Origin of the sequence: Pseudomonas sp. GM74 (assembly GCF_000282455.1) — a bacterium.
Taxonomy (GTDB): Bacteria; Pseudomonadota; Gammaproteobacteria; order Pseudomonadales; family Pseudomonadaceae; genus Aquipseudomonas.
In genome coordinates, this window is sequence record NZ_AKJG01000039.1 from 16,356 (window position 1) to 40,271 (window position 23,916).

Annotated in this window: 20 protein-coding genes and 3 tRNA genes; 4 read left to right on the forward strand and 19 right to left on the reverse strand. The window is 59.7% G+C overall.

The window, feature by feature from the left end; genetic code table 11:
- Positions 1–3: 3 nt before the first annotated feature.
- Together pfkB and ptsP are read right to left on the reverse strand one after the other, a co-directional pair.
- Positions 4–945, reverse strand: coding sequence for a 1-phosphofructokinase (gene pfkB / locus PMI34_RS21795; RefSeq protein ID WP_008047427.1), 942 nt, complete (start codon positions 943–945; stop codon positions 4–6).
- Positions 945–3,806 (reverse strand): phosphoenolpyruvate--protein phosphotransferase, encoded by a 2,862-nt coding sequence (ptsP, locus tag PMI34_RS21790; RefSeq protein WP_008047429.1) that lies wholly within the window; start codon positions 3,804–3,806, stop codon positions 945–947. The genes pfkB and ptsP overlap by 1 nt, the downstream gene beginning before the upstream one ends.
- A gap of 290 nt (positions 3,807–4,096) precedes the next feature.
- Between ptsP and cra the strand changes: the two genes are divergently transcribed.
- Both cra and PMI34_RS21780 read left to right on the forward strand, forming a co-directional pair.
- Positions 4,097–5,092 carry a catabolite repressor/activator gene (gene cra / locus PMI34_RS21785; RefSeq protein WP_008047432.1) on the forward strand — a complete coding sequence of 332 codons (996 nt, stop codon included), beginning with the start codon at positions 4,097–4,099 and terminating at the stop codon, positions 5,090–5,092.
- A 3-nt stretch (positions 5,093–5,095) separates the two neighbouring features.
- Positions 5,096–5,875 carry a TatD family hydrolase gene (locus tag PMI34_RS21780; protein ID WP_008047433.1) on the forward strand — a complete coding sequence of 260 codons (780 nt, stop codon included), beginning with the start codon at positions 5,096–5,098 and terminating at the stop codon, positions 5,873–5,875.
- Positions 5,876–6,013: 138 nt separating this feature from the next.
- Here PMI34_RS21780 and PMI34_RS21775 read toward each other — a convergent pair whose 3' ends face one another.
- The 3 genes from PMI34_RS21775 to ampD all read right to left on the reverse strand — a co-directional run bounded on the left by PMI34_RS21775 (position 6,014) and on the right by ampD (position 9,628).
- Complete coding sequence (locus PMI34_RS21775) at positions 6,014–8,044, reverse strand: methyl-accepting chemotaxis protein (protein ID WP_008047434.1); 2,031 nt, start codon at positions 8,042–8,044, stop codon at positions 6,014–6,016.
- A 190-nt stretch (positions 8,045–8,234) separates the two neighbouring features.
- Positions 8,235–9,071 carry a regulatory signaling modulator protein AmpE gene (gene ampE, locus PMI34_RS21770; RefSeq protein WP_008047435.1) on the reverse strand — a complete coding sequence of 279 codons (837 nt, stop codon included), beginning with the start codon at positions 9,069–9,071 and terminating at the stop codon, positions 8,235–8,237.
- Entirely contained in the window at positions 9,068–9,628 is a 561-nt protein-coding gene (ampD, locus tag PMI34_RS21765) for a 1,6-anhydro-N-acetylmuramyl-L-alanine amidase AmpD (protein ID WP_008047436.1), read from the reverse strand. The genes ampE and ampD overlap by 4 nt, the downstream gene beginning before the upstream one ends.
- 252 nt (positions 9,629–9,880) lie before the next feature.
- Between ampD and nadC the strand changes: the two genes are divergently transcribed.
- Positions 9,881–10,729, forward strand: coding sequence for a carboxylating nicotinate-nucleotide diphosphorylase (gene nadC / locus PMI34_RS21760; protein ID WP_008047437.1), 849 nt, complete (start codon positions 9,881–9,883; stop codon positions 10,727–10,729).
- A gap of 82 nt (positions 10,730–10,811) precedes the next feature.
- Here nadC and PMI34_RS21755 read toward each other — a convergent pair whose 3' ends face one another.
- Positions 10,812–11,117: a DUF6388 family protein gene (locus PMI34_RS21755; protein ID WP_008047438.1), complete on the reverse strand. Its 306-nt coding sequence runs from the start codon at positions 11,115–11,117 to the stop codon at positions 10,812–10,814.
- 300 nt (positions 11,118–11,417) lie between these two features.
- On the opposite strand from PMI34_RS21755, the gene PMI34_RS21750 reads away from it, so the two are divergent.
- Positions 11,418–11,924, forward strand: a complete 507-nt coding sequence (locus PMI34_RS21750; protein WP_007988672.1) for a hypothetical protein — start codon at positions 11,418–11,420, stop codon at positions 11,922–11,924.
- 12 nt (positions 11,925–11,936) lie between these two features.
- Here PMI34_RS21750 and PMI34_RS0127105 read toward each other — a convergent pair.
- The 13 genes from PMI34_RS0127105 to glmM all read right to left on the reverse strand — a co-directional run bounded on the left by PMI34_RS0127105 (position 11,937) and on the right by glmM (position 23,902).
- A tRNA-Thr gene (locus PMI34_RS0127105) sits at positions 11,937–12,012 on the reverse strand.
- A gap of 162 nt (positions 12,013–12,174) precedes the next feature.
- Positions 12,175–14,280 carry a polyribonucleotide nucleotidyltransferase gene (gene pnp / locus PMI34_RS21745; protein ID WP_007915263.1) on the reverse strand — a complete coding sequence of 702 codons (2,106 nt, stop codon included), beginning with the start codon at positions 14,278–14,280 and terminating at the stop codon, positions 12,175–12,177.
- 206 nt (positions 14,281–14,486) lie between these two features.
- Complete coding sequence (gene rpsO, locus PMI34_RS0127110) at positions 14,487–14,756, reverse strand: 30S ribosomal protein S15 (protein WP_015093441.1); 270 nt, start codon at positions 14,754–14,756, stop codon at positions 14,487–14,489.
- A 143-nt stretch (positions 14,757–14,899) separates the two neighbouring features.
- A complete protein-coding gene (gene truB / locus PMI34_RS21740) occupies positions 14,900–15,817 on the reverse strand; it encodes a tRNA pseudouridine(55) synthase TruB (RefSeq protein ID WP_008047441.1) in 918 nt (305 codons plus the stop codon).
- A gap of 3 nt (positions 15,818–15,820) precedes the next feature.
- The gene (rbfA, locus tag PMI34_RS21735; RefSeq protein WP_008047443.1) at positions 15,821–16,222 is read right to left on the reverse strand and encodes a 30S ribosome-binding factor RbfA; all 402 of its coding nucleotides are present in this window, start codon (positions 16,220–16,222) and stop codon (positions 15,821–15,823) included.
- A 159-nt stretch (positions 16,223–16,381) separates the two neighbouring features.
- Positions 16,382–18,907 (reverse strand): translation initiation factor IF-2, encoded by a 2,526-nt coding sequence (gene infB, locus PMI34_RS21730; RefSeq protein ID WP_008047445.1) that lies wholly within the window; start codon positions 18,905–18,907, stop codon positions 16,382–16,384.
- 27 nt (positions 18,908–18,934) lie between these two features.
- The gene (gene nusA, locus PMI34_RS21725) at positions 18,935–20,416 is read right to left on the reverse strand and encodes a transcription termination factor NusA (RefSeq protein WP_007988680.1); all 1,482 of its coding nucleotides are present in this window, start codon (positions 20,414–20,416) and stop codon (positions 18,935–18,937) included.
- 59 nt (positions 20,417–20,475) lie between these two features.
- Positions 20,476–20,934: a ribosome maturation factor RimP gene (rimP, locus tag PMI34_RS21720; protein WP_007973115.1), complete on the reverse strand. Its 459-nt coding sequence runs from the start codon at positions 20,932–20,934 to the stop codon at positions 20,476–20,478.
- 138 nt (positions 20,935–21,072) lie between these two features.
- Positions 21,073–21,149: transfer RNA gene (locus tag PMI34_RS21715), tRNA-Met, on the reverse strand.
- A gap of 97 nt (positions 21,150–21,246) precedes the next feature.
- A tRNA-Leu gene (locus PMI34_RS21710) sits at positions 21,247–21,332 on the reverse strand.
- Between the two features lie 22 nt (positions 21,333–21,354).
- Positions 21,355–21,738 (reverse strand): preprotein translocase subunit SecG, encoded by a 384-nt coding sequence (gene secG, locus PMI34_RS0127115; protein ID WP_011332406.1) that lies wholly within the window; start codon positions 21,736–21,738, stop codon positions 21,355–21,357.
- A 4-nt stretch (positions 21,739–21,742) separates the two neighbouring features.
- Complete coding sequence (tpiA, locus tag PMI34_RS21705; RefSeq protein WP_008047446.1) at positions 21,743–22,498, reverse strand: triose-phosphate isomerase; 756 nt, start codon at positions 22,496–22,498, stop codon at positions 21,743–21,745.
- Between the two features lie 66 nt (positions 22,499–22,564).
- Positions 22,565–23,902: a phosphoglucosamine mutase gene (gene glmM, locus PMI34_RS21700; RefSeq protein WP_008047448.1), complete on the reverse strand. Its 1,338-nt coding sequence runs from the start codon at positions 23,900–23,902 to the stop codon at positions 22,565–22,567.
- Positions 23,903–23,916: the final 14 nt, after the last annotated feature.

A 23,916-nucleotide genomic window follows, 5' to 3' on the forward strand; every position in this document is an offset into this window, starting at 1 on the left:
CTCTTATTGTTCTGTCAGGGGACGCACGCGTACACCCTGTTCGAGCTGCGCCAGTTGCGCTGCATCGCCAATGCCGAATCCGATCTGGGTCACTGCCATCGCGGCAATCGCCGTGGCGGTGCGCAAGGTCTGCTCAGGCGTATCGGCACTGAGCAAACCGTGGAGCATCCCCGCCAGCAACGAATCACCCGCGCCCACCGTGCTGGCGACGTTGACCCTGGGTGGCGTGGCATGCAATGCAGAGCCGACGCTGAACCAGTTCACGCCTTCGGCACCGTGGGAGATCACTACATGCTCGATGCCTTGGGCGTGCAAACGCTCCGCCGCTATGGATTGGGCGCTGACTGACACGACCTCGCAGTCCAGCACCTCGGCCAGCTCTTCAGTGTTGGGTTTGATCAACCACGGGCCCGCTTTCAGCGCTGCACGCAACGCCTCGCCGCTGGTGTCGAGGGCGACGTTCAGCCCCAGGTTCTTCAAGCGCAAGATCAACGCCTGCAACCATTGCGCACTGACGCCCAACGGCAAGCTTCCGGCGACAACCACCGCATCGTGCCCCGGGGCAATCTGCTCCAGTCGATCGATCAAGGCCTGCTGCGCCGCTTCACTGACCTGCGGCCCCGGCCCGTTGATGTCGGTGATGCACCCGTCGCTTTCCGCCAGTTTGATATTGCTGCGGGTCTCGCCCGGAACGCGGATGAAGGCATCGACAAAACCGCGTTTGGCGAACAAAGTTTCGAACGCTTGCAGGTTGTCTTCGCCGAGAAAGCCACTGACGGTCAGTTGATGCCCCAGGTCCGCCAGCACTTGCGCCACGTTCACGCCTTTGCCGGCGGCGTGGGTGTGCATCACATCGCTGCGGTTGACCTGGCCGGCTTCAAGGCGCGGCAACTGGACGGTCAGGTCCAGCGCCGGGTTGAGGGTCAGGGTGAGAATCCGAGCCATTACAGGGCCTCCACTAATGCACGCACTTCGTTGGCGCTGCCCACGGCCAGGGCCTGACGGGCAAGGGTTTGAGTCTGAGTGAAGCCCAGTTCGCGAATCCGCGCCTTGACTTCGGCGATGCTGCGCGCCCCGACGCTGAGCTCATCCACCCCGAGACCGACCAACACCGGCACCGCCAGCGGGTCGGCCGCGAGCTCACCGCACACACCGACCCATTTGCCATGAGCATGGGCCGCGCGCACGGTGATGTCGATCAGTTGCAGCACTGCCGGATGCAAGCCATCGGCCTGGGCCGACAGCGTCGGATGACCACGGTCGATGGCCAGGGTGTATTGGGTCAGGTCGTTGGTACCGACGCTGAAAAAGTCGACTTCCTGGGCCAGCACCGGCGCCAGCAATGCCGCCGACGGCACTTCGATCATGATCCCCAGTTGCAGGTCGGCGACCGGGATTTCCTGCCGCAGGCGTTCGGTCATGTCACGGGCCTGGCGCCACTCGTCGACGCTGCCCACCATCGGGAACATGATCCGCAGCGGCCGGTTGTCGGCAGCCCGCAGCAAGGCGCGCAGTTGCGCCTCCATGATCTGCGGGCGCTGCAAGGTCAGGCGAATGCCGCGCACGCCGAGGAAGGGATTTTCTTCCTTCGCAATCGGCCAGTACGGCAGCGGTTTGTCGCCACCGACATCGAGGGTGCGCACCACCAGCGGCCGACCGGCCAGACCATCGAGGACGCGGCGGTACTCGACTTCCTGGGTCGCTTCGTCGGGTGCTTGCGGGTGGGCCATGAAAATCAGTTCGGTGCGCAACAGGCCAATGCCTTCGGCACCCTGCTCCACCGCGCCGGTCACGCCGGCGCTTTCACCAATGTTGGCGAACACTTCGACGGCGTGGCCATCGGTGGTCAGCGCAGATTCATGGCGCCGCTCAGCAGCCGCCTTCAAGCGTTGCTCGCGGGTATCGCGTTCGGCCGTGGCGCGTTGCAAGGTCGCCGCGTCAGCGTCCACATGCAGGCGACCACGCTGGCCATCGAGCAGCAACGGCGTACCCGGTGCCAGCAGCAACACGCCGGGGCCGGCGCCGACCAAGGCCGGAATGCCCAAGGCCCGGGCGACAATCGCACTGTGTGCCGTAGCACCTCCCCGGGCGGTGAGAATCCCCGCCACGCGAGCGGGGTCGAGACGCGCGACGTCGGACGGGCCGACCTCGTCCATCACCAGAATGTACGGTTGATCCGGTTCGCTCGGTGTTTCGATGCCGCTGAGTTGCATCAGCACCCGACGTCCGATGTCACGCAAGTCGGCCGCACGCTCGGCGAGCAAGGCATCCTGCAACGCTTCCTGCTGCCGGGCCGCCGCTTCAATCACGGCCATCCACGCCGCCTCGGCGCTTTCGCCCTGCTTGAGGCGCGTATCGACCTCATCGGTGAGTTCCGGGTCGTCGAGCATCTCCTGGTGGGTGATGAAGATTTCGCGGATGGCTTTGCTCTTGCTGCGCTCGATCAGGCCCTGGATGTCACTGCGTACCTGCGCCAGGGCGTGCTGGAGACGCTCGCGCTCGATGCCGGCGGACTCGCCGCGCAACGGGTAATCGATGGTTTGCAGCACTTGAATATGCGCCGGGCCGATGGCGATCCCCGGGGCGGCTGCAATCGCCTGAGTCACGCTGCCTGACACTGGGGCAAGGACCACTTCGGCCATATCGGCAACGACTTCGCGCGCCTGGCTGACCGTCGGCAGCGGTTCGACTTCCTCACCGAGGCCTTCTTCGATGGCGGCCAACAAGGCAGGCAATGCATCGGCCGCGATGCCCGGTTCGGCGATGATTTCCAGGACCTGCCCACGACGGGCGCCGAGGCTGAGCAACTTGCTCAAGCTCTTTACCGACACGGCGCTGTCGTGACCATCGACGATGCGCACGCGGATGTCGCCCTCAAAACTCTTTGCCAGTTGCGCGAGGATTTTCGCCGGGCGCGCATGCAAACCGTGGGCGTTGGCCAACGCAATTCGCGCGCTGGGCCAGTCGGCGGGCACTTCACCACCGAGCACTTCGAGAACCTTGCGGCTGCTGGTGGCGCGCCCCAACTCATGGCCACGCCCTTCGATCAACAACGCGCACAGGCGTTCGAGCAAGGCTTGATGGGCCTCACCGAGGCTGGCCAGGCAGAACAGTCCATTGAGCGGCTGGCCGAGATAACGCAGGGGTTTGTCCGGGGTGACGAAGGCCAGGCCCGGACGCTTCACCGTTTGCTCGCTGTGTAGCCACCACAGGCCATCGCCCAGGGGCAATGCTTCAACCTGCTGCAGCACGGCGGAGAAACCGTTGCTCACGCAGTCGGCCTGCCGCAGCAAACGAGCACCGCGCCAGACCAGTTCTTCGAAATCTTCGGCCGCCACACCGAGGCCGATCATCTGCGCATCCAACGCCAGCTCCTGCGGCGCGCCTTGCAGCAACTTCAACAAGGCTTCGGCGGACCCGGCGCGACGCAGGGCCTGGCCCAGGTCAGTCTCGCCGAGCGCGCGGGTGAGCAATTGCAACAGGCGCAGATGCTCATCGGATTTGGCGGCGATACCGATCGCCAGGTAAACGATATGACCATCGCCCCAGTCCACACCTTCAGGGAACTGCATCAGGCGCACACCAGTGGTGAACACCAGGTCGCGGGTTTCGGGCGTACCGTGGGGGATGGCAATACCTTGACCGAGAAAGGTCGAGCCCTGGGCTTCCCGCGCCTGCAAACCGGCGAGATACCCCTCGGCAACCAGGCCGTCGGCGACCAGATGCCGGGCCAGCAATTGCAGCGCTGCGCACTTGTCCACAGCCGACTGGCCCATGGAAATCTGCTCTACAGTGAGCTCGAGCATGCTTTCTCCTTTTTGGCGCCTTGGGGCACCAGGTATTGTTTTGAATGAGTCAGCTTAGGCGCTTGGTCATCGCTTTTGGCGGTTTCACGGCAGAACCGGCCAAAGGCGCCTAAAACGTAGAAAATACGCTTGCTGAAACGTTTAATCTAGATCGATTGGCACGTTACTCGATATTGGCCCATCCTTGAAGCCCAACTTGTCGGATGCGTTGCGACAATGGTCGCCTGCCTTAATCGGTTAGGATTGACGAAAATGTCGAGGCAATCTCGAAAAAACAAGGAAACAGCGGGTTGAAACTCAGCGATATCGCCCAGTTGGCCGGTGTGTCCGTCACCACCGCCAGCTATGTCATCAATGGCAAGGCCGAACAACAGCGCATCAGTAGCGCTACCGTCGAACGCGTGCGCGCGGTCGTCGAACAACATGGCTTCACGCCTAACCCACAGGCTGCCGGTTTGCGCAGCCGGCACACCCGCACATTGGGGTTCATTCTGCCGGATCTGGAAAACCCCAGTTACGCGCGAATCGCCAAATTGCTGGAGCAAGGTGCGCGAGCCCGGGGTTATCAGTTACTGATTGCCAGTTCCGACGATGCACCGGACAGCGAACGGCAATTGCTGCAACTGTTCCGCGCCCGGCGCTGCGACGCACTGATCGTTGCCAGCTGCCTGCCGGCCGGCGACGACAGCTATCGCCAGTTACAGGCCAAGGGCATTCCGATCATCGCCATCGACCGGGTCATGGAACCCGAGCATTTCTGCTCGGTGATCAGTGACGACCGCGAAGCCAGTCTGCAACTGACCCGCAGTCTGCTCGATCCGTTGCCCAAACAGATCGCGCTGATCGGCGCCCGCCCGGAGCTGAGCATCAGCCAGGAACGTTGCGCCGGCTTCAAAGAGGCGCTCGCCGGGTTCAGCGGCGAGGTGCTGATCGAAGAAGGCGAGTCCTTCAGCCGTGAGTGCGGCAAACAACTGATGGAAGAGTTGCTGCAACGCCTGGGCCATTTGCCCGATGCCCTGGTGACCACATCCTACGTGCTGCTTCAGGGCGTGTTCGATGCGCTGCACGACTTCCCGCTGAAAAACCGCCCGCTGCGCCTCGGCACATTCGGCGACACCCAGTTGCTGGACTTCCTGCCGCTGCCGGTCAACGCCATGGCCCAGCAACACCAGTTGATCGCCGACAAGGCCCTCGCGCTGGCCCTGGCAGCCATCGAGCAGTCGGATTACCGGCCCGGCGTGCAAGCCATCGCGCGCACGTTCAAGCAGCGTATTCGCCAGGACTGAACCGTGGAGCTGATCGACACCCACACCCATCTGGATTTTCCGGACTTCGACGCCGACCGTCAGGCGCTGCTGGCCGAAAGCCGCGCCCTCGGGGTGCGGCGGATCGTGGTGCTGGGGGTTTATCAGGCCAATTGGCAGCGGGTCTGGGAGCTGGTGCGCAGTGATCCCGACCTGCACGCCGCGTTCGGACTGCACCCGGTGTACCTGGACGATCATCGCCCGCAACACCTGAGCGAACTCGGTGACTGGCTGACTCGCCTGGCTGGCCATCGGCAACTGTGTGCGGTGGGCGAGATCGGCCTGGACTACTTCATCGAATCCCTCGATCGCGAGCGCCAACAGGCGTTGTTCGAGGCGCAATTGCAACTGGCGGCGGACTTCAATCTTCCGGCATTGATCCATGTGCGGCGCAGCCATGCGGCGGTGATTGCCACGCTCAAACGGTTTCGCCTCAAACGCGCCGGGATCATCCACGCCTTCGCCGGCAGCAAGGAGGAGGCGCGGGAATACATCAAGCTCGGTTTCAAACTCGGCCTTGGCGGCGCCGCGACCTGGCCTCAAGCGCTGCGCATGCACCGCGTGCTCGCCGAGCTGCCGCTAGATTCTGTGGTGCTGGAAACCGACTCGCCGGACATGGCGCCCGCCATGTTCCCCGGCCAACGCAACAGCCCGGCACACTTGCCGGCAATCTGCGCGGCACTGGCCGACATCATGGCGATCAACCCCGAACAATTGGCCGCGGCCAGTACAGCCAATGCCTGCGAGTTGTTTAACTGGTCATAACTGCCAGCACCCGCCAACTGTGGGAGCGGGCTTGCCCGCGAAGACGGCGGCACATTCAACATCAATGTGACTGAAAGATCGCTTTCGTCGGATCACCGCCCGGAGCAAGCCCGCTCCCACAGGGTCCCGAGGAGAACTTCAGACCCGGAATGCACTGATCAACTGCTTCAACTCCACGACCTGGGCCGACAACGCCCGGCTGGCATCTTCGGTCTGATGCGCACCTTCAGCGGTACGCTCGCCGGCGCGATTGATCTCGACGATGTTCTGGTCGATGTCGTGGGCCACGGCGGTTTGCTGCTCCACGGCGGCGGCAATCTGCTGGTTCTGGTCGACGATCATGCCGACCGCACCCAGGATGTTTTCCAGCGCCCGCTGGACCTTCTCCGACTGCCCCACCGTGCCGCTGGCCATTTCATGGCTGGTGCCCATGGCCTTGACTGCTGCGCCGACACCACCATGGAGCCTGGCGATCATCTGCTCGATTTCTTCGGTCGATTGCTGGGTTCGTTTGGCCAGGGTCCGGACTTCGTCGGCTACCACGGCGAAACCTCGCCCCTGCTCACCGGCCCGTGCGGCCTCGATAGCGGCATTGAGCGCCAGCAGGTTGGTCTGCTCGGCGATGCTCTTGATCACTTCGAGCACGCGGCTGATGGACTGGCTGTCGCTGGCCAGTTGGTTGATCACCAGTACCGATTGATCGATCTCGCTGGCCAGTGCGGCAATGCTGCCTTGCTGCGACTCCACCAGGCCGCGTCCATTGATGGTCTCATCGTTGACGCTGTGGGCACTGCTCACCGCCGCCGCGGCACTGCGCGCCACTTCCTGGGATGTAGCCGACATCTGGTTCATCGCCGTGGCCACTTGTTCGATCTGCGTGCGCTGCCCGGCGACGGCCTGGTTGCTTTGCGCGGAAACGTTTTCCACTTGCCCGGCCTGACGCTCGACTTCGCTGACGGTCTGCCCCACCCGCTCGATCAGGTCATGGATTTTTTTCACCGTGCCGTTGAATACCTCACCCAGCTCACCCAACTCATCGCGGCTGTGGGCGCTGAAGGTCACGGTCATGTCCCCGGCCGCCACCTTGTCCATCACCCCACCCAGGCGTTTGAGGGTGGTGCGGGTCGAGGCATAGAAACCGCCGTAGAGGTAGAAGATCAGTACAAACACCACAGTCAACGCCACGGCCTGCATGATCATGTGTGTACGATTCTGGTCCAGGCGTTGCTGCAACTGCGGGCCGAGATACTTCAGGGTTGCTTCATTGAGTTGGTAGGTCTGGTCCATCAGGGCAGTGACCTGATCGTAAAAACCCTGCCACGGCGCATCCAGAGTGTCGGCCATAACCACTTGTTCTTCGAACAGCTCGCTGGCCTTCTTCAACGACGCCCGGCTGCTATCGGCCTGTGCGGCCAGGGTTTCGCGTACGGCTTTGCTGGAACCCAGGGCATCCTGCAACTTCAGGCCATACTCGGCCTGGAGCTTTTCAATCTGCGCCAGCAATTCATCGAAACGGGTACTCGAAGCCGAATTGATGAACCCCTGCCCCAACGAATAAGACCCCATTGCCCGACCTTCGCCCAGGATCTGGGTGACCCGCGGCGTGACGAGGGTGACGAGCTCGCTCAACTGACGCATGTCGCTCTGGTTGTCGCGACTGAGGCCGGACTGGCTGGTGATGAGCTGGCTGAAAATCTGCGCGCTGCCCACCAGTTTACCGATCAAGGCACTTTTGCTTTGCAGGGAGTTTTCCGTTTGCTGGGCCTGGAACGCGGCGATCATTTCATCGCGTTTGCCATCAAACACCGCGACCTGCTCCGGGTCGCTGGTCATCGCCGTCAGCCCTTGCAGGCGCGTCAGAATGCTCTGCTCAAGGGCGCTGATCTTCGACTCTACATTGCCGGCCTTGCCGGATTGGCCGAGGCTGACATTGATCTGCACCAGGTTGTTAAGGGTTTCCAGATCGCGCCGCAGCGTCAGGCTGCTGCCCAACAGGTCGAGACTTTGCAGTTCGATGCGCGTGCCCTGGAATTCGCGATAGGAGTCACGCACCAGATAGAAGTTGGTCACCAGCATCGGCACCAGGAACAGAACGCTGATCAGGCTGAACTTCATGCCGAAGCTCAGGCGGTTCATCAGTGCGACAGCGGGATAGAGCAAGCTCTTCACTGGATGTCTCCCTTCAATTTCTTATTTTTTTTATTGGCGGGCGCAGACAGACGGCAGATAGCCACTATTCGGCGCTATCTCTGTATAACTTAAATCGGCAGGAAGCTTTGTAACTTAAGGTTAACGACAGGGCGAAGCACTTCGGACTAGTGATCGCCCCGTGGCGAGGGAGCCTGCTCCGGCGGCCCCGCTAATGCAGGACTGTCCACAAAGCAAACCCGGCATACCAGAGCACCGCCGCACGCAGCAGCAGCGCCCAGATGCGGTCCAGATTGTTGATACCTTCCGCGCCGGTCACCGGCGCCGGAATTTCACCGGCCACCAGCCCGACTCTCACGATCAATTGCGCTGCGCTGATGTTCCAGTTCAGCAGCTCATGCAGCATGACCCGACTGACCGCGACAAAATTGCCGACCAACGCCAAACTCGCCGCCAGCAGACGCACCGGCAACCAGTCGAAGGCGTGACGCAGTTGCCCGGCGCGCTCGACCAGCGCAGGGGTTTTCCCGTGTTCTTCGGCCAGCGCCAGCAGTCGATAACTCAGTGCCGCGACCGGCCCCAACAGGAAGTACCAGAAAATCACCGCGAAAAAGCTATGGTAGGCCTCCCACAGCAAATGCCCTTCGACCTGCTCGAGCAACTGCTCGCCACTGTCCGCACAGATATCCAGATCGCGCTTGGCGACATGGGCCGCCGCTTGCAGGTCCTCCCGGCGCCAGGCATCGCGGAACGGTCCGAGATCGCCCAGCAGATCACCGCGCCCCAGGCTGTAGATCACCACCAGCAAATGGATCGGCAATGCCAGCAACCCGTAGGCCACCGGCTCGATGACGACCAGCAGCAACCCCAGCAACGCCACCGGCAACAAGACCATTACCGCCAACACCAGCCATGGCCGGTTTGAAAGTCGCGGGCTGGCCTCAAGCTTGTTCAGCTCGTGTGTCCAGCCATTGTCACGCTGGACCCGATGACGCAGGGCCGAGAACTTCTCGATCCACACCGCCAACAGCAACACCAGAAAACTCATCGTCCTTCCTCTTGTGCCAGGGCGGCACGATAGCGTGCCCAGTCGAACGCCGGCCCTGGATCGGTTTTGCGCCCCGGTGCAATGTCGCTGTGCCCGCAGATGCGCTCTGTGGTGATTGCCGTGAACGCCTGCTGCAACTGGCGGGTCAGGGCTGTCAACGCGCTGTATTGAGCGTCGGTGAACGGCAGATCATCCGTGCCTTCGAGCTCGATGCCCACGGAAAAATCGTTACAGGTTTCCCGCCCCTGGAAACACGAGACGCCGGCGTGCCAGGCGCGCTCAAGACAAGAGACAAACTGAGTGACGGTGCCGTCACGTTCAATCAGAAAGTGCGCAGACACTCGCAGGTCGGCGATCCCTGCAAAGTAGGGATGTTCCGTGACATCCAGACGATTCTGGAAAAATTCCTGCACCTTGCCGGTCTGAAATTGCGCGGGCGGCAGACTGATATTGTGGATCACCAGCAGGGAAATCTCGCCCTCGGGGCGCGCATTGAAGTTGGGCGAAGGGCATAAACGCACACCCTGACACCAACCGCTCGCGGGGTCCAACTGCATACCGACTCCTTCAACATCGACTGTGTTGGCACAGTATGCCGCGATAATCCATCGGGGCGCGATCACTTGCCGCGTTTAAGGCGCTTGAGGTTGCCGATCTCAAACAGGCGCTTGTTCGGAGTCGACGACCGACGCCGACAACGTCAGGGACTCGACCAAATGCAGGCACCAGCGCCAACGTAACGCGCTGATGCCTTGGGTTGGTCGCTGACATGGCCCTATAATCGAGCCACTTTGTTTGTGGAGTCCGTTATGCCGAATCTACGTCTCGCCGATCTGACCGCCGAAATCGAAGCCAACGTGCGCCGTGCGTTGCGTGAAGACATCGGCAGCGGCGACATCACCGCGCAGTTGATCCCGGCCGAACGCCTGGCCAAAGCCACCATCATTACCCGTGATGCGGCCGTCATCAGCGGCACCGCCTGGGTGGATACCGTGTTTCGGCAACTGGACCCACGGGTGGCGGTGCACTGGCAGGTTGCCGACGGCGAACGGGTGACGCCCAATCAGGTGCTGTTCCACCTCGAAGGCCCGGCGCGCTCACTGCTGACCGGCGAACGCAGCGCCCTGAACTTCCTGCAATTGCTCTCCGGCGTGGCGACCCGCGCGCAATACCTGGCGGACTTCGTCGCCGAGACTCAGGTCAAGCTGCTCGACACCCGTAAAACGCTGCCGGGGCTGCGCCTGGCGCAGAAGTACGCAGTGACCTGCGGCGGTTGCCACAACCACCGCATCGGCCTGTATGACGCCTTCCTGATCAAGGAAAACCACATCGCCGCCAGTGGCGGCATCGCGCAGGCCATCGCCGCCGCGCACAAGATCGCCCCGGGCAAACCGGTCGAGATTGAAGTGGAAAGCCTGGATGAATTGAAAGAAGCGTTGGCGGCCGGTGCCGACATCATCATGCTCGACGAACTGAGCCTGGACGACATGCGCGAAGCCGTGCGCCTGAACGCCGGCAAGGCCAAACTGGAGGCCAGCGGCGGGATCAACGAAAGCACGTTGCTGCCGATTGCACAGACCGGGGTGGATTACATTTCGATCGGTGCGATGACCAAGGATGTGAAGGCGGTCGACCTGTCGATGCGCCTGAGTCTCTAGGAGCAGTTACAAGCGGCAAGCTGCAAGCTTCAAGCGAATCTGCTTTGACTTGTAGCTTGCCGCTTGAAGCTTGAAGCTGCTTTCAAACCACCAGATTGTTCATCTCGCAGTACTCTTCCCACTCGACGCCCAAGACTTCGGCCGCTTCTTTATGCAGCTTCAGTCGTTCTGCTTCGTACTCTTCCGGCGTTGAGGTGTACTTGAGTGTCAATTCCCACGGCTGCAAGCCCTGGGCTTCCGCTTCGTCCTCGAACGCCCATTGAATCTGGTCTTTCTGATCATCGGCGGGCAAGTCCTTGATCTCTTCAGCTAGCTGGGGCGAATCGAGCAAATACTTCTTCAGCGCCTCTTCGTGTCGGGCTTCCTGGGTCATATCTTTAACGGTCATGGCGTTCTCGCTGATCTGGGAATGGAAGATGGATCTGGATCTTCAAGGATCTCTCTGACACAAAAACCGGCTTAAACCCGGTTCATCTGGCCTTCAGAACCATTCTGGATCATCTGAAAACTGCTGGGCGGTGCTCAGGCAGGCTCCGAATATAGGACGTTTGGCTGGGGATTTACATGGCTCTTTACATCATTCCCACAAAAAGCGGCGTACGCGAGAGCCAACGGGCCTTGGGAACATAAATTGAACGCCGAAGTCATAGCGATGTGCCATATCGGTACGTCACAAGGAATCTCGGTGATGCGCAGCTTTTTGAAGTTTTCGTCTGTTCTGTCCGCGACGGTGATGACAACCTTGCTGGGAGCCCTGGCGCTGCCGGGAACCGCACTGGCCAGTGTCGAATTGAGTAGCGGTTACACGTCTTCCGGCGACAGACTCACGGTCATTCACAATGAATACGGTAAAGACGTACTCGTCAGAAGCGATTACAGCCTCGACGATCTGAAAAAAATGCAGGACACGATCGACAATCAGACGCGACAGATCGAAGAGTTCAAGCGCAGCAGCGGTTCCAGCTCAAGCTCCAGCAGCAAGGAAATCGACGAACTCAAGCGCACGGTGGCCGAGCAGGAGCGCGACATCAACAACCTCGGCAAGCAGGTTGAAGAACTCAAACGCAACAGCGGCTCCAGTTCCAGTTCAAACAGCAGCGAGATTTCCAGCCTGAAACGGGAAGTCAGCGATCAGGACCGCGAACTCGAGAACCTCAAGCGTACCGTCGAGGACCTGAGCAGAAAGGTGAAATAACCGAGGGGGATATGGTGCCCGAGACAGGAATCGAACCTGCGACCTTCGCGTTACGAGTGCGCTGCTCTACCGGCTGAGCTACACGGGCGGTGGGCTAAACCTAGCACTGAGTTTCGACTCCGGCAACTTGTGGCGAGGGAACTTGCTCCCTCGCCACAACAAATTTCACGCTCGGTTTTTTCCTGCACACAGCAAAACGCCCCGAACCAGTCGGGGCGTTTTGTTGTTCAGCGGTTAGCGCGGGGGGTAATTAAACGCCCGAAGCCTTGGCTGCTGCCACGTCTTTGATGGACAGCTTGATACGGCCGCGGTTGTCCACGTCCAGTACCAGAACTTCCACTTCCTGGCCTTCTTTCAGAATGTCGGTCACTTTCTCAACGCGAGCGTCGCTCAGCATGGAGATGTGAACCAGACCGTCCTTGCCCGGCAGGATGTTGACGAATGCGCCGAAGTCCACGATGCGCTCAACCTTGCCGACGTAGATCTTGCCGATCTCGGCTTCAGCGGTGATACCCAGAACGCGCTGACGGGCAGCCTCAGCCGCTTCCTTGGTTTCGCCGAAGATCTTGATCGAACCGTCGTCTTCGATGTCGATCGAAGCCTTGGTCTCTTCACAGATCGCACGAATGGTCGCGCCGCCTTTACCGATGACATCACGGATTTTGTCGGTGTCGATTTTCATCGCGATCATGGTCGGAGCGTTGGCCGACAGTTCGGTACGCGACTGGCCAATGATCTGGTTCATCTGGCCGAGGATGTTCAGGCGCGCTTCCAGGGCTTGGCCCAGAGCGATTTCCATGATCTCTTCGGTGATGCCCTTGATCTTGATGTCCATCTGCAGCGCGGTGACGCCTTTGGCGGTACCGGCTACCTTGAAGTCCATGTCGCCCAAGTGGTCTTCGTCACCCAGGATGTCAGTCAGGACGGCGAATTTCTCGCCTTCTTTAACCAGACCCATGGCGATACCGGCAACCGGCGCCTTCATCGGCACACCAGCATCCATCAGGGCCAGGGAAGCGCCGCAAACGGAAGCCATCGAGCTCGAACCGTTGGATTCGGTGATTTCCGAAACCACGCGGATGGTGTACGGGAACACGTCAGCGGCAGGCAGCATGGCCGAAACCGAACGACGGGCCAGACGGCCGTGACCGATTTCACGACGACCAGCGCCACCCATGCGACCACACTCGCCCACCGAGAACGGAGGGAAGTTGTAGTGCAGCATGAACGGGTCTTTCTTCTCGCCTTCCAGGGTATCGAGCAGCTGTGCATCACGGGCAGTACCCAGAGTTGCGACAACCAGAGCCTGGGTTTCGCCACGGGTGAACAGAGCCGAACCGTGGGTTTTTGGCAGAACACCGACTTCGATGTTCAGCGGACGTACAGTCTTGGTGTCACGACCGTCGATACGTGGCTTGCCGTTGACGATGTTTTCGCGAACGGTGCGGTATTCGATTTCGCCGAAAGCCGCTTTGACTTCGCTGGAAGAAGGCTGGCCTTCTTCACCGGACAGTTTGGCAACGACCTGGTCCTTCAACTCGCCCAGGCGAGCGTAACGGTCGGCCTTGACGGTGATGGTGTAGGCCTGGGAGATCGCTTCGCCGAACTCGGCACGGATAGCGCCCAGCAGTTCGGTGGCTTCTGGCGCAGGAGCCCAGGTCCAGGTTGGCTTGGCAGCTTCAGCGGCCAGTTCTTTGACGGCGTTGATCACAACCTGGAACTCGTCGTGAGCAAACAGTACCGCACCCAGCATCTGGTCTTCGGTCAGCTCTTTGGCTTCCGATTCAACCATCAGCACGGCGTCCGAAGTACCGGCTACGACCATGTCCAGGCTCGAAGCAGCTTGCTGCTCGTAAGTCGGGTTCAGCAGGTAGCCGGTGCTTTCGTGGAACGCAACGCGGGCAGCGCCGATCGGGCCATCGAAAGGAATGCCGGAGATCGCCAGGGCAGCCGAGGTACCGATCATCGCAGCGATGTCCGGATCGGTCTTCTTGCTGGTGGAAACGACGGTGCAGACAACCTGCACTTCGTTCATGAAGCCTTCAGGGAACAGCGGACGGATCGGACGGTCGATCAGTCGGGAAGTCAGGGTTTCTTTCTCGGAAGGACGGCCTTCGCGCTTGAAGAAACCGCCAGGGATCTTACCGGCAGCGTAAGTCTTTTCCTGGTAGTGAACAGACAGAGGGAAGAAGCCCTTGCCTGGATCGGCTTGTTTTGCACCGACTACGGTCACCAATACGCTGACGTCGTCGTCAACGGTGACCAATACTGCGCCGGAGGCCTGACGGGCGATACGGCCAGTCTCGAGGGTAACGGTCGACTGACCGAACTGGAATTTTTTGATTACCGGGTTCACGGTGTCCTACCTTCTTTGTGGCTCTTGGGGGAACTGGTTTCTTGCGAAATTCTTGGGCAATGCCGGGTATCGGCCCGACCGGTTTGTCCAGGTGTTACTCAGGCAAAGCAGGTATCCAGATAAAACTTGAGGCTGGAAGCCTGCCATGCGCCGGCGGGAAACCCGCTGGTGCACGACAGACAACCAACCTCTAGCGCAATCGCTTATTAGCGACGCAGACCCAGGCGACCGATCAGAGTCTGATAACGACCCAGATCCTTGCCTTTCAGGTAGTCCAGCAGCTTACGACGCTGGTTAACCATGCGGATCAGACCACGACGGGAGTGGTGGTCTTTACCGTTGGCCTTGAAGTGACCTTGCAGCTTGTTGATGTTGGCGGTCAGCAGTGCAACTTGCACTTCTGGCGAACCAGTGTCACCAACAGCTTGCTGGTAGTCAGCAACGATTTGAGCTTTTTCTTGAACGTCGAGAGCCATGAGGCAATCCTTTTATCAGGAAACTGTTTGTCGAAAAACAGTTTCAACAGGCCAGGGACAAATCCCTGTATCTAAAAAAGAGTAGTGACCGTGCCTGTTGACAGCCACCCTCGCCAGCCTGCTGTTACACAGACTGGTTTCGGTCATTCTGACCGAATCAAACGACGCGGCGCGATGCGCCCGTCTTCGCTCACTTCACCGATACCGATGAAGCGACCATTGTGATCCTGTACCCGCACCATGCCGAACTTCGGAGCATCCGGGGCACGCACCGGCTGGCCGTTGAGCCAGTAGAACGCACTCGCTTCCGAGAACTGCAGCAGTGGCCAATCCAGCAGGCCGCTGTCCGATGGCATCAGGAAGCGATCGACCGCTTCGTTGCCGCCTTCGGCATGTACCGCTTCCAACTCTTCGAGGGTAACCGTCTGCGCCAGGGTGAATGGCCCGGCCTGGGTACGTCGCAGTTCAGCAACGTAAGCGCCACAACCGAGTTGCTCACCGATATCCTCCACCAGGGTACGGATATAGGTGCCTTTGCTGCAATCCACCGCCAGCCGCGCAGTATCACCTTCGAAGGCCAGCAATTCCAAGCGCGTAATAGTAACAGAACGCGGTTCGCGCTCCACTACTTCGCCTGCACGAGCCAGCTTGTACAGCGGCTGGCCATCACGCTTGAGCGCCGAGTACATCGGCGGTATCTGACTGATTTGCCCACGAAATTTCGGCAGTACAGCCTCGACATCGGTGCGACCAACGGTCACCGGGCGCTCCTGCAAAACTTCACCTTCGGCATCCGCCGTGGTGGTGGTCTTGCCCAGTTGCGCCAGGGTTTCATAGCCCTTGTCGGAATCGAGCAGGTATTGCGAGAACTTGGTGGCTTCGCCGAAGCAGAGCGGCAACACGCCGGTGGCCAAGGGATCGAGACTACCGGTATGACCAGCCTTTTCGGCGTTCAGCAACCAGCGAACCTTCTGCAAGGCCGCGTTGGAGGTGAACCCCAGCGGCTTGTCGAGAAGGATGATGCCGCTGACGTTACGACGGATACGTTTGACCTGAGCCACCGATTACTCCTTGGTGTCTTCGGCTTCTGCCGTAACCGGATGCTGATTGTCTTCAGCCACTGCGCGCTCGATCAATGCCGACAGATGCGCACCACGCACGACGCTTTCGTCGTAGTGGAAGTGCAGCTGTGGAACGCTGCGCAGCTTCATCTCGCGAGCCAGCTGCATGCGCAGGAAACCGGCGGCGGAGTTGAGCACCTTGATGCTTTGTGCGATTTCTTCGGCGCTGTCCTGCCCCATCACGGTGATGAAGATCTTGGCGTGACCGACGTCACGGCTGACTTCCACAGCGGTAATGGTGACCAGACCGACGCGCGGGTCTTTGACTTCACGACGGATCAGTTGTGCCAGCTCGCGCTGCATCTGGTCGCCGATACGTTGGGTACGGCTATATTCTTTTGCCATGTATTGTTACCTGTTACTGCCCCACGGTGAAACCCGTGAGGTCTGAAAGCGGCAAACGCCCGGCCTGACAAAAGCCAGACCGGGCGTTGCGTTTAGAGTCCTGGTGACGAGCCGTGCATTTGCATGCGGCTACCCGTCACGGCTCCTGAAGTGCGCGAGTTAGAGGCTGCGAGCAACCTGCACCTTCTCGAAGACTTCGATCTTGTCACCGACCTTGACGTCGTTGTAGCTCTTCACGCCGATACCGCATTCCATGCCGGCACGTACTTCGGAAGCGTCATCCTTGAAGCGGCGCAGGGATTCCAGCTCGCCCTCGAAGATAACGATGTCTTCACGCAGTACACGGATTGGACGGTTACGGTGCACAACACCTTCGATAACCATGCAACCGGCGATCGCGCCAAACTTCGGCGAACGGAACACGTCACGCACTTCGGCGATACCCAGGATATTCTCGCGAACATCGCTGCCGAGCATACCGGTCAGGGCTTTCTTGACGTCTTCAATGATGTCGTAGATCACGTTGTAGTAACGCATATCCAGACCTTCCTGCTCGACGATCTTGCGAGCGCCGGCATCGGCACGCACGTTGAAGCCGAACAGTACAGCGTTGGAAGCCAGTGCCAGGTTAGCATCGGACTCGGTGATACCACCGACACCGCCGCCCACTACGCGCACTTGTACTTCGTCGTTGCCCAGGCCATTCAAGGCACCGTTCAACGCTTCCAACGAACCACGGACGTCGGATTTGAGGACGATGTTGAGCGTCTTCTTCTCTTCCTGGCCCATGTTTTCGAAGATGTTTTCCAGCTTGCCGGCGTGAGCACGGGCCAGCTTGACTTCGCGGAACTTGCCTTGACGGAACAGAGCCACTTCACGGGCTTTCTTCTCGTCGGCAACCACGCTCATCTCGTCGCCAGCATCCGGGGTACCGTCCAGGCCGAGGATCTCGACAGGGATGGCCGGACCGGCTTCCTTGATTGGCTTGCCGTTCTCGTCGAGCATGGCGCGAACGCGGCCATAGTTCGAACCGACCAGGACCATGTCGCCCTGACGCAGGGTACCGTCTTGAACCAGAACGGTAGCCACCGGGCCACGGCCCTTGTCCAGACGGGACTCAACCACGACGCCACGGCCAGGAGCCGATGGAGTGGCAGTCAGTTCCAGAACTTCGGCTTGCAGCAATACGGCTTCGAGCAGTTCGTCGACGCCAGTACCCATCTTCGCCGAGACCGGTACGAATGGCGTGTCACCACCCCACTCTTCCGACGTCACGCCGTGAACCGACAGTTCGCTGCGGATGCGATCGAGGTCAGCACCTGGCTTGTCGATCTTGTTCACTGCAACAACCAGTGGCACACCAGCCGCTACCGCGTGCTGGACAGCTTCAATGGTCTGCGGCATTACGCCGTCGTCCGCTGCAACCACCAGGATCACGATGTCGGTCGCCTTGGCACCACGGGCACGCATTGCGGTAAACGCAGCGTGACCAGGGGTGTCGAGGAACGTCACCATGCCACGGTCGGTTTCAACGTGGTAAGCACCGATGTGCTGGGTGATACCACCGGCTTCGCCAGCAGCAACCTTGGCACGACGGATGTAGTCGAGCAGGGAAGTCTTACCGTGGTCAACGTGGCCCATTACGGTCACGACTGGTGCACGGGAAACAGCCTCGCCTTCAAACTTCAGGGACTCGGCCAGGGAATCTTCCAGGGCGGTGTCGCTGACCAGGGTCACTTTGTGGCCCAGCTCTTCGGCAACCAGCTGAGCAGTTTCCTGATCCAGTACCTGGTTGATGGTCGCTGGAGTACCCAGTTTGAACATGAACTTGATGATTTCAGCAGCCTTGACCGACATCTGCTGGGCCAGATCGCCCACAGTGATGGTCTCGCCGATCTTCACTTCGCGCACGACAGGGCCGGTTGGGCTCTGGAAACCGTGGGCGTTGCGCTTCTTCAGCTTGGCCTTGCCGCGACCACCACGACGGAAGCCATCGCTTTCTTCGTCGGTAGTACGCGGGGCAACACGTGGAGCCGGAGCCTTTTCCTTGACCGAAGCACGATGCGGAGCGTTTTTGCGCTCGCCATCGCCGCTACCGCGACGACTGTTGTCGTCGGCACGTGGCTTGTCCGGACGACGCTGTTCGTCACGCTTGCGGGTATCGGCCGCAGGCGCTGGAGCTGCCGCCACAACCGGTGCGCTTTCACGAACTGGCTCGGCCACCGCAGCAGGCGCTGCAACAGGTTCGGCTTGAGCGGTCGGCGCAGCAGCAGGCTGGCGACGCGCTTCTTCTTCGGCGCGACGCTTGGCTTCTTCTTCAGCCTTCTGACGAGCAGCATTTTCTACTGCGCGACGTTCATCCAGTTCACGCTTGCGCTCGGCTTCGATTTCTTCCGGGCTGCGCTGTACGAAGACTTTCTTCTTGCGTACTTCAACGCTGATGCTCTTGCTGCCAGCAACACGCAGGGTGCTGGTGGTTTTACGCTGCAGCGTAATCTTGCGTGGTTCTTCCACTTTCGCCTTGTGGCTGCTTTTCAAGTGAGTCAGCAACGATTGCTTCTCACTGTCAGTCACATGTTCTTCGGCGGCGGTGTGCGGCAGACCTGCCTCACGCATCTGCTGCAACAGGCGCTCTACCGGTGTTTTGACCTCATCGGCCAGTTGTTTCACCGTGACTTGCGTCATGCACTTCTCTCCTCAGGCCGCGCCTAATTACTCGAACCAGTGGGCTCGGGCGGCCATGATCAACTTGCCGGCACGATCATCGTCAATGCCGTCGATGTCGAGCAGGTCGTCAATAGACTGCTCGGCCAGGTCTTCGCGGGTAATTACGCCGCGCACCGCCAGTTCCATCGCCAAATCCTTGTCCATACCCTCAAGCGAGAGCAGGTCTTCGGCCGGATGGGCGTCTGCCAGCTTTTCCTCAGTAGCGATGGCTTTGGTCAACAAGCGATCCTTGGCACGAGCGCGAAGCTCGTTGACGATTTCCTCGTCAAAGCCGTCGATGTTGAGCATTTCTTCCAACGGTACGTAGGCAATCTCTTCCAGGCTGGTGAAGCCTTCATCTACCAGCACCTGAGCCAGTTCTTCGTCGACTTCCAGCTCGTCGATGAAGTTGCGCAGGATGTCGCCGGTTTCTGCTTGCTGTTTAGCCTGGATGTCCGATTCGGTCATCACGTTCAGGGTCCAGCCAGTCAACTGGCTGGCCAGACGCACGTTCTGACCACCGCGACCGATGGCCTGAGCCAGATTGTCTGCGCCAACGGCGATGTCCATTGCGTGGGCATCTTCGTCAACGATAATTGCCGCGACCTCGGCCGGGGACATGGCGTTGATCACGAACTGAGCCGGGTTGTCGTCCCACAGAACGATGTCAACACGCTCACCGCCCAACTCACCCGACACTGCCTGGACGCGCGAACCGCGCATACCGATGCAAGCGCCTTGCGGGTCGATGCGTTTGTCCTTGGAGCGAACGGCGATCTTGGCGCGCGACCCCGGATCACGGGACGCAGCCATCACTTCGATCAGGCCTTCGGCAATTTCCGGCACTTCGATGCGGAACAACTCGATCAGCATTTCCGGCGCGGTACGCGACAGGATCAACTGCGGGCCGCGGTTCTCGGTGCGGATTTCCTTGAGCAGCGCACGCAGACGCACGCCAACCCGGAAAGTTTCGCGAGAAATGATGTCTTCACGGGCCAGCAACGCCTCGGCGTTGTTGCCCAGATCAACGATCACGTTGTCGCGGGTAACTTTTTTCACGGTGCCGGAGATGATTTCACCCAGGCGCTCGCGGTAAGCGTCAACAACCTGAGCGCGCTCGGCTTCGCGAACTTTCTGCACAATGACTTGCTTGGCAGTCTGTGCAGCGATGCGGCCGAACTCGATGGACTCGATCTTCTCTTCTACGACGTCACCGACCTTGGCGCCAGGGTGCGTTTCAGCAACCTTGCTCGGCCAGGTTTCGATGGCCGGATCGTCCAGGTCTGCTTCTTCGACGACCGTCCAGCGACGGAATGTCTCGTATGCACCCGTGTGGCGATTGATTTCCACACGCAGATCAACTTCGTCTTCGAAACGCTTCTTGGTAGCAGTGGCCAGGGCCAGCTCCAGCGCTTCAAAAATCACGTTTGCCGGTACGCCCTTTTCATTGGATACCGACTCAACAACCAGCAGTACTTCTTTGCTCATCGTACGCCTCGCCTTTCGCAAGCCATTGGATCCGCGGGATCCGCAGTATCTGGCACGCCTCAGTCAAAACTGGGAATAATGTTGGCCTTGTCGATCATATCGATCGGCAACAGGAACTCATGGTCTTCTACCTGCACCACGACATCCTGCTCTTCTACGCCGCGCAGAAGGCCCTGAAAGTTGCGTCGTCCTTCAAAAGGCGAGCGCAGCTTGATCTTCACTTGTTCACCGGCAAATTTTGCAAACTGCTCAAGAGTGAACAGAGGGCGTTCCATGCCAGGCGAGGAAACTTCAAGGGTGTACTCAACGGAGATTGGATCTTCAACATCCAGCACACCGCTGATCTGACGGCTGACGATGGCGCAATCGTCCACCAGCACGCCGCCTTCTTTATCGATATAAACGCGCAACATCGAGTGACGACCCTGAGCCGAAAACTCGATACCCCAGCATTCATAGCCTAGGGCCACGACCACCGGGGCCAGCAAGGCCTGCAACTCTTCTAGCTTGCTCGACACCTGAACCCCCTAGTGCATGTATGTGCATGCTATGCAAAATAAAAAAATGGGCGAAACGCCCATCCTTGAAACGCCGTCGAACAGCGGCGTTGAAAGTGTCCAGCTAACAAAAAGCCCCTTAAAAGGGGCTCCTTAAACTGGTTGCGGGGGCCGGATTTGAACCGACGACCTTCGGGTTATGAGCCCGACGAGCTACCAGACTGCTCCACCCCGCGACAAAGCTGGGGCGGAAGTATACGACCGATCCCCTACAGGGTCAATGTAACCTTCCACCTGCAAGAAAGCCCGCAACAGCGGGCTCTCCTGACTAATTGGTACCGAGAAGGGGACTCGAACCCCTACACCCTATGGGCACAACCACCTCAAGGTTGCGTGTCTACCAATTCCACCACCTCGGCAATACTACGTTTGAAACCCTTCTTACTTCTGCTCTTGAGCTGGAGGCACGTCAGTCGCTGGAGTAGCCGACTTTTGCTCTTGAAGCACCGGGACATCATCAGAAGCCGGTTGTTGCTTTGGAACTTCCAGTACCGCTGGATTTGGGAGACCTGCTTGAGTCAGCTGATGAGCCTTCTCTTTAGCAAAGTAACCTAACCCCAAGCTGGTTATGAAAAAACCTGCGGCAAGTATAGCAGTAAACTTACTAAGAAAGGTAGAGGAACCTTGGCTTCCGAACACAGTATTTGAAGCACCTGCTCCGAAAGACGCGCCAGCATCCGCACCTTTACCCTGCTGCAGCAAAACCAGAGCTACTACGCCCAATGCACCCAGCAGATGAAAAACGACTACGACTGTTTCCAGCATTTTTTCAGTTTCCCGCGGCGCGACAGATCGCACCGAACTCATCTGCATTCAGGGAAGCCCCACCAATCAGGCCCCCATCGATATCCGGCATGCCGAACAGTTCGACCGCATTGGCCGCCTTCACGCTGCCGCCGTATAGAAGCCGCACACCTTGTGCGACTTCAGAATTCTCTGCCGCCAACTGGGCGCGAATGGCTGCATGCACATCCTGCGCCTGTTGCGGCGTTGCAGTCAGCCCGGTGCCAATGGCCCAGACCGGCTCGTAAGCGATCACTGCCCTGGCAAAGGCGCCGACACCCAGCTCCTCGATGATACTGCCCAGCTGACGCGAGACAACCTCAAGAGTCTTTCCGGCTTCACGCTGCTCAAGGGTTTCCCCTATGCACAACACCGGAATCAAGCCACATGCCTGTGCCGCTGCAAACTTGCGGATCAGCACTGCGTCCTGCTCGCCCATGATCTGGCGGCGTTCGGAGTGCCCGACAAGCACCAGGGAACAACCTGCATCCACCAACTGACTCGGTGCAACTTCACCGGTCAACGCGCCTTGCCCGGATTCCACCGCAGAATTCTGCGCGCCGACCGAAATCGACTTTCCTTCCAGGCCATCAATCACTTGATTGATATGCAGCAAAGGCGGGAATACCGCGACATCAACATCGCTCGGCAAGGCCAAGTCACGAAGGCCGTCGATCAGCTCAGCGACGCTGGCGCGGGTACCGTGCATCTTCCAGTTACCAGCTACCATAGGGCGACGCATGCTGTACCTCGTCGGTCAAAGTGGGCGCAGATGTTACCCAACACAATCATGGCTGGCAAGCCGAATTCAGGCAGAAACTTCAGTAACCAGTTTTGCCAGCTCTTCGGCGTAGCCGCGAACCTGCGTTTCGTCTTCGCCTTCGACCATCACACGCACCAGTGGTTCGGTTCCGGACTTGCGCAATAGCACACGCCCGCGACCTGCCATGGCCTTGGTCACACGCTCGCTGGCCTCCTTGACCGACGGATGATCGAGAGGGCTTGCGCCACCACCGAATCGCACATTGATCAGCACCTGAGGGCACTTGCGCAGCGCCTGTCGGGATTGCGCCAGACCTTCGTCACGCCTGCTCAGAGCCATCAACACCTGCAGCGCGGCAATGATTGCATCACCCGTGGTGGTGTGACTGAAGCATACAATGTGCCCGGAGTTTTCACCCCCCACGACCCAGTTGCGCTCCAGCAGCTCGGCAATGACATAGCGGTCACCGACGTTGGCACGCACCAATGGAATACCCAGGTCCGCCAGGGCCAGCTCCAGCCCCAGGTTACTCATCAGGGTTCCAACCACGCCGCCCTGCAGCTTGTTGTGCTCATGCAGATCACGGGCAATGATGAACAGCAGTTCGTCGCCATCCACCACCGCACCAGTGTGATCGACCATCTGAACGCGGTCGCCGTCACCATCGAAGGCAATGCCCAGATCGGCCTTCTCAGCCACGACGGCAGCCTGCAGCGACCCCATATGGGTCGAACCGCAATTGTCGTTGATGTTCAATCCATTGGGCTGCGCCGACAGCACGACGACTTCAGCGCCCAACTCGCGAAACACGCTCGGCGCCACTTTGTAGGTCGCACCGTGTGCGCAGTCGATCACGATCTTCAGGCCCGAGAAGCTGGTGCCGGTCGGCACGCTGCTCTTGCAGAATTCGATATAGCGTCCCGACGCGTCGTTGATCCGCGACACCTTGCCGATCTTGCTCGACTCCACCACGGTCATTGGCGTATCGAGCAGTTCTTCGATCATCAGTTCGACTTCATCCGGCAGCTTGGTGCCCTTGCCAGAGAAGAACTTGATGCCATTGTCATCATGGGGATTGTGCGACGCACTGATGACGATGCCTGCCTCGGCATGGAAAGTGCGCGTCAGATAGGCGATTGCCGGAGTCGGCATCGGCCCCAGCAGCATCACATCGGCACCTGCCGACGTCAGGCCCGCTTCAAGCGCCGACTCAAACATGTAGCCGGAGATGCGGGTGTCCTTACCGACCAGCACCTTGCAGGCGCCCATCTTGCGGAAAGCCATGCCAGCAGCCCAGCCGAGCTTGAGCATGAAATCAGGAGTAATCGGGTATTGACCCACCCGACCACGAATACCGTCGGTACCAAAATATTTCCTAGTCATAAATGCTCCATGAT

Excerpts from the sequence above, each read along its gene's own strand:
- PMI34_RS21750 (WP_007988672.1), top strand. The coding sequence starts at position 11,418 with ATGCGCAGCTTTTTGAAGTTTTCGTCTGTTCTGTCCGCGACGGTGATG.
- infB (WP_008047445.1), bottom strand. The coding sequence starts at position 18,907 with ATGACGCAAGTCACGGTGAAACAACTGGCCGATGAGGTCAAAACACCG.
- nadC (WP_008047437.1), top strand. The coding sequence starts at position 9,881 with ATGCCGAATCTACGTCTCGCCGATCTGACCGCCGAAATCGAAGCCAAC.
- secG (WP_011332406.1), bottom strand. The coding sequence starts at position 21,738 with ATGCTGGAAACAGTCGTAGTCGTTTTTCATCTGCTGGGTGCATTGGGC.
- tpiA (WP_008047446.1), bottom strand. The coding sequence starts at position 22,498 with ATGCGTCGCCCTATGGTAGCTGGTAACTGGAAGATGCACGGTACCCGC.
- nusA (WP_007988680.1), bottom strand. The coding sequence starts at position 20,416 with ATGAGCAAAGAAGTACTGCTGGTTGTTGAGTCGGTATCCAATGAAAAG.
- ampD (WP_008047436.1), bottom strand. The coding sequence starts at position 9,628 with ATGCAGTTGGACCCCGCGAGCGGTTGGTGTCAGGGTGTGCGTTTATGC.
- ptsP (WP_008047429.1), bottom strand. The coding sequence starts at position 3,806 with ATGCTCGAGCTCACTGTAGAGCAGATTTCCATGGGCCAGTCGGCTGTG.
- PMI34_RS21755 (WP_008047438.1), bottom strand. The coding sequence starts at position 11,117 with ATGACCGTTAAAGATATGACCCAGGAAGCCCGACACGAAGAGGCGCTG.
- ampE (WP_008047435.1), bottom strand. The coding sequence starts at position 9,071 with ATGAGTTTTCTGGTGTTGCTGTTGGCGGTGTGGATCGAGAAGTTCTCG.
- rbfA (WP_008047443.1), bottom strand. The coding sequence starts at position 16,222 with ATGGCAAAAGAATATAGCCGTACCCAACGTATCGGCGACCAGATGCAG.
- rpsO (WP_015093441.1), bottom strand. The coding sequence starts at position 14,756 with ATGGCTCTCGACGTTCAAGAAAAAGCTCAAATCGTTGCTGACTACCAG.
- glmM (WP_008047448.1), bottom strand. The coding sequence starts at position 23,902 with ATGACTAGGAAATATTTTGGTACCGACGGTATTCGTGGTCGGGTGGGT.
- pfkB (WP_008047427.1), bottom strand. The coding sequence starts at position 945 with ATGGCTCGGATTCTCACCCTGACCCTCAACCCGGCGCTGGACCTGACC.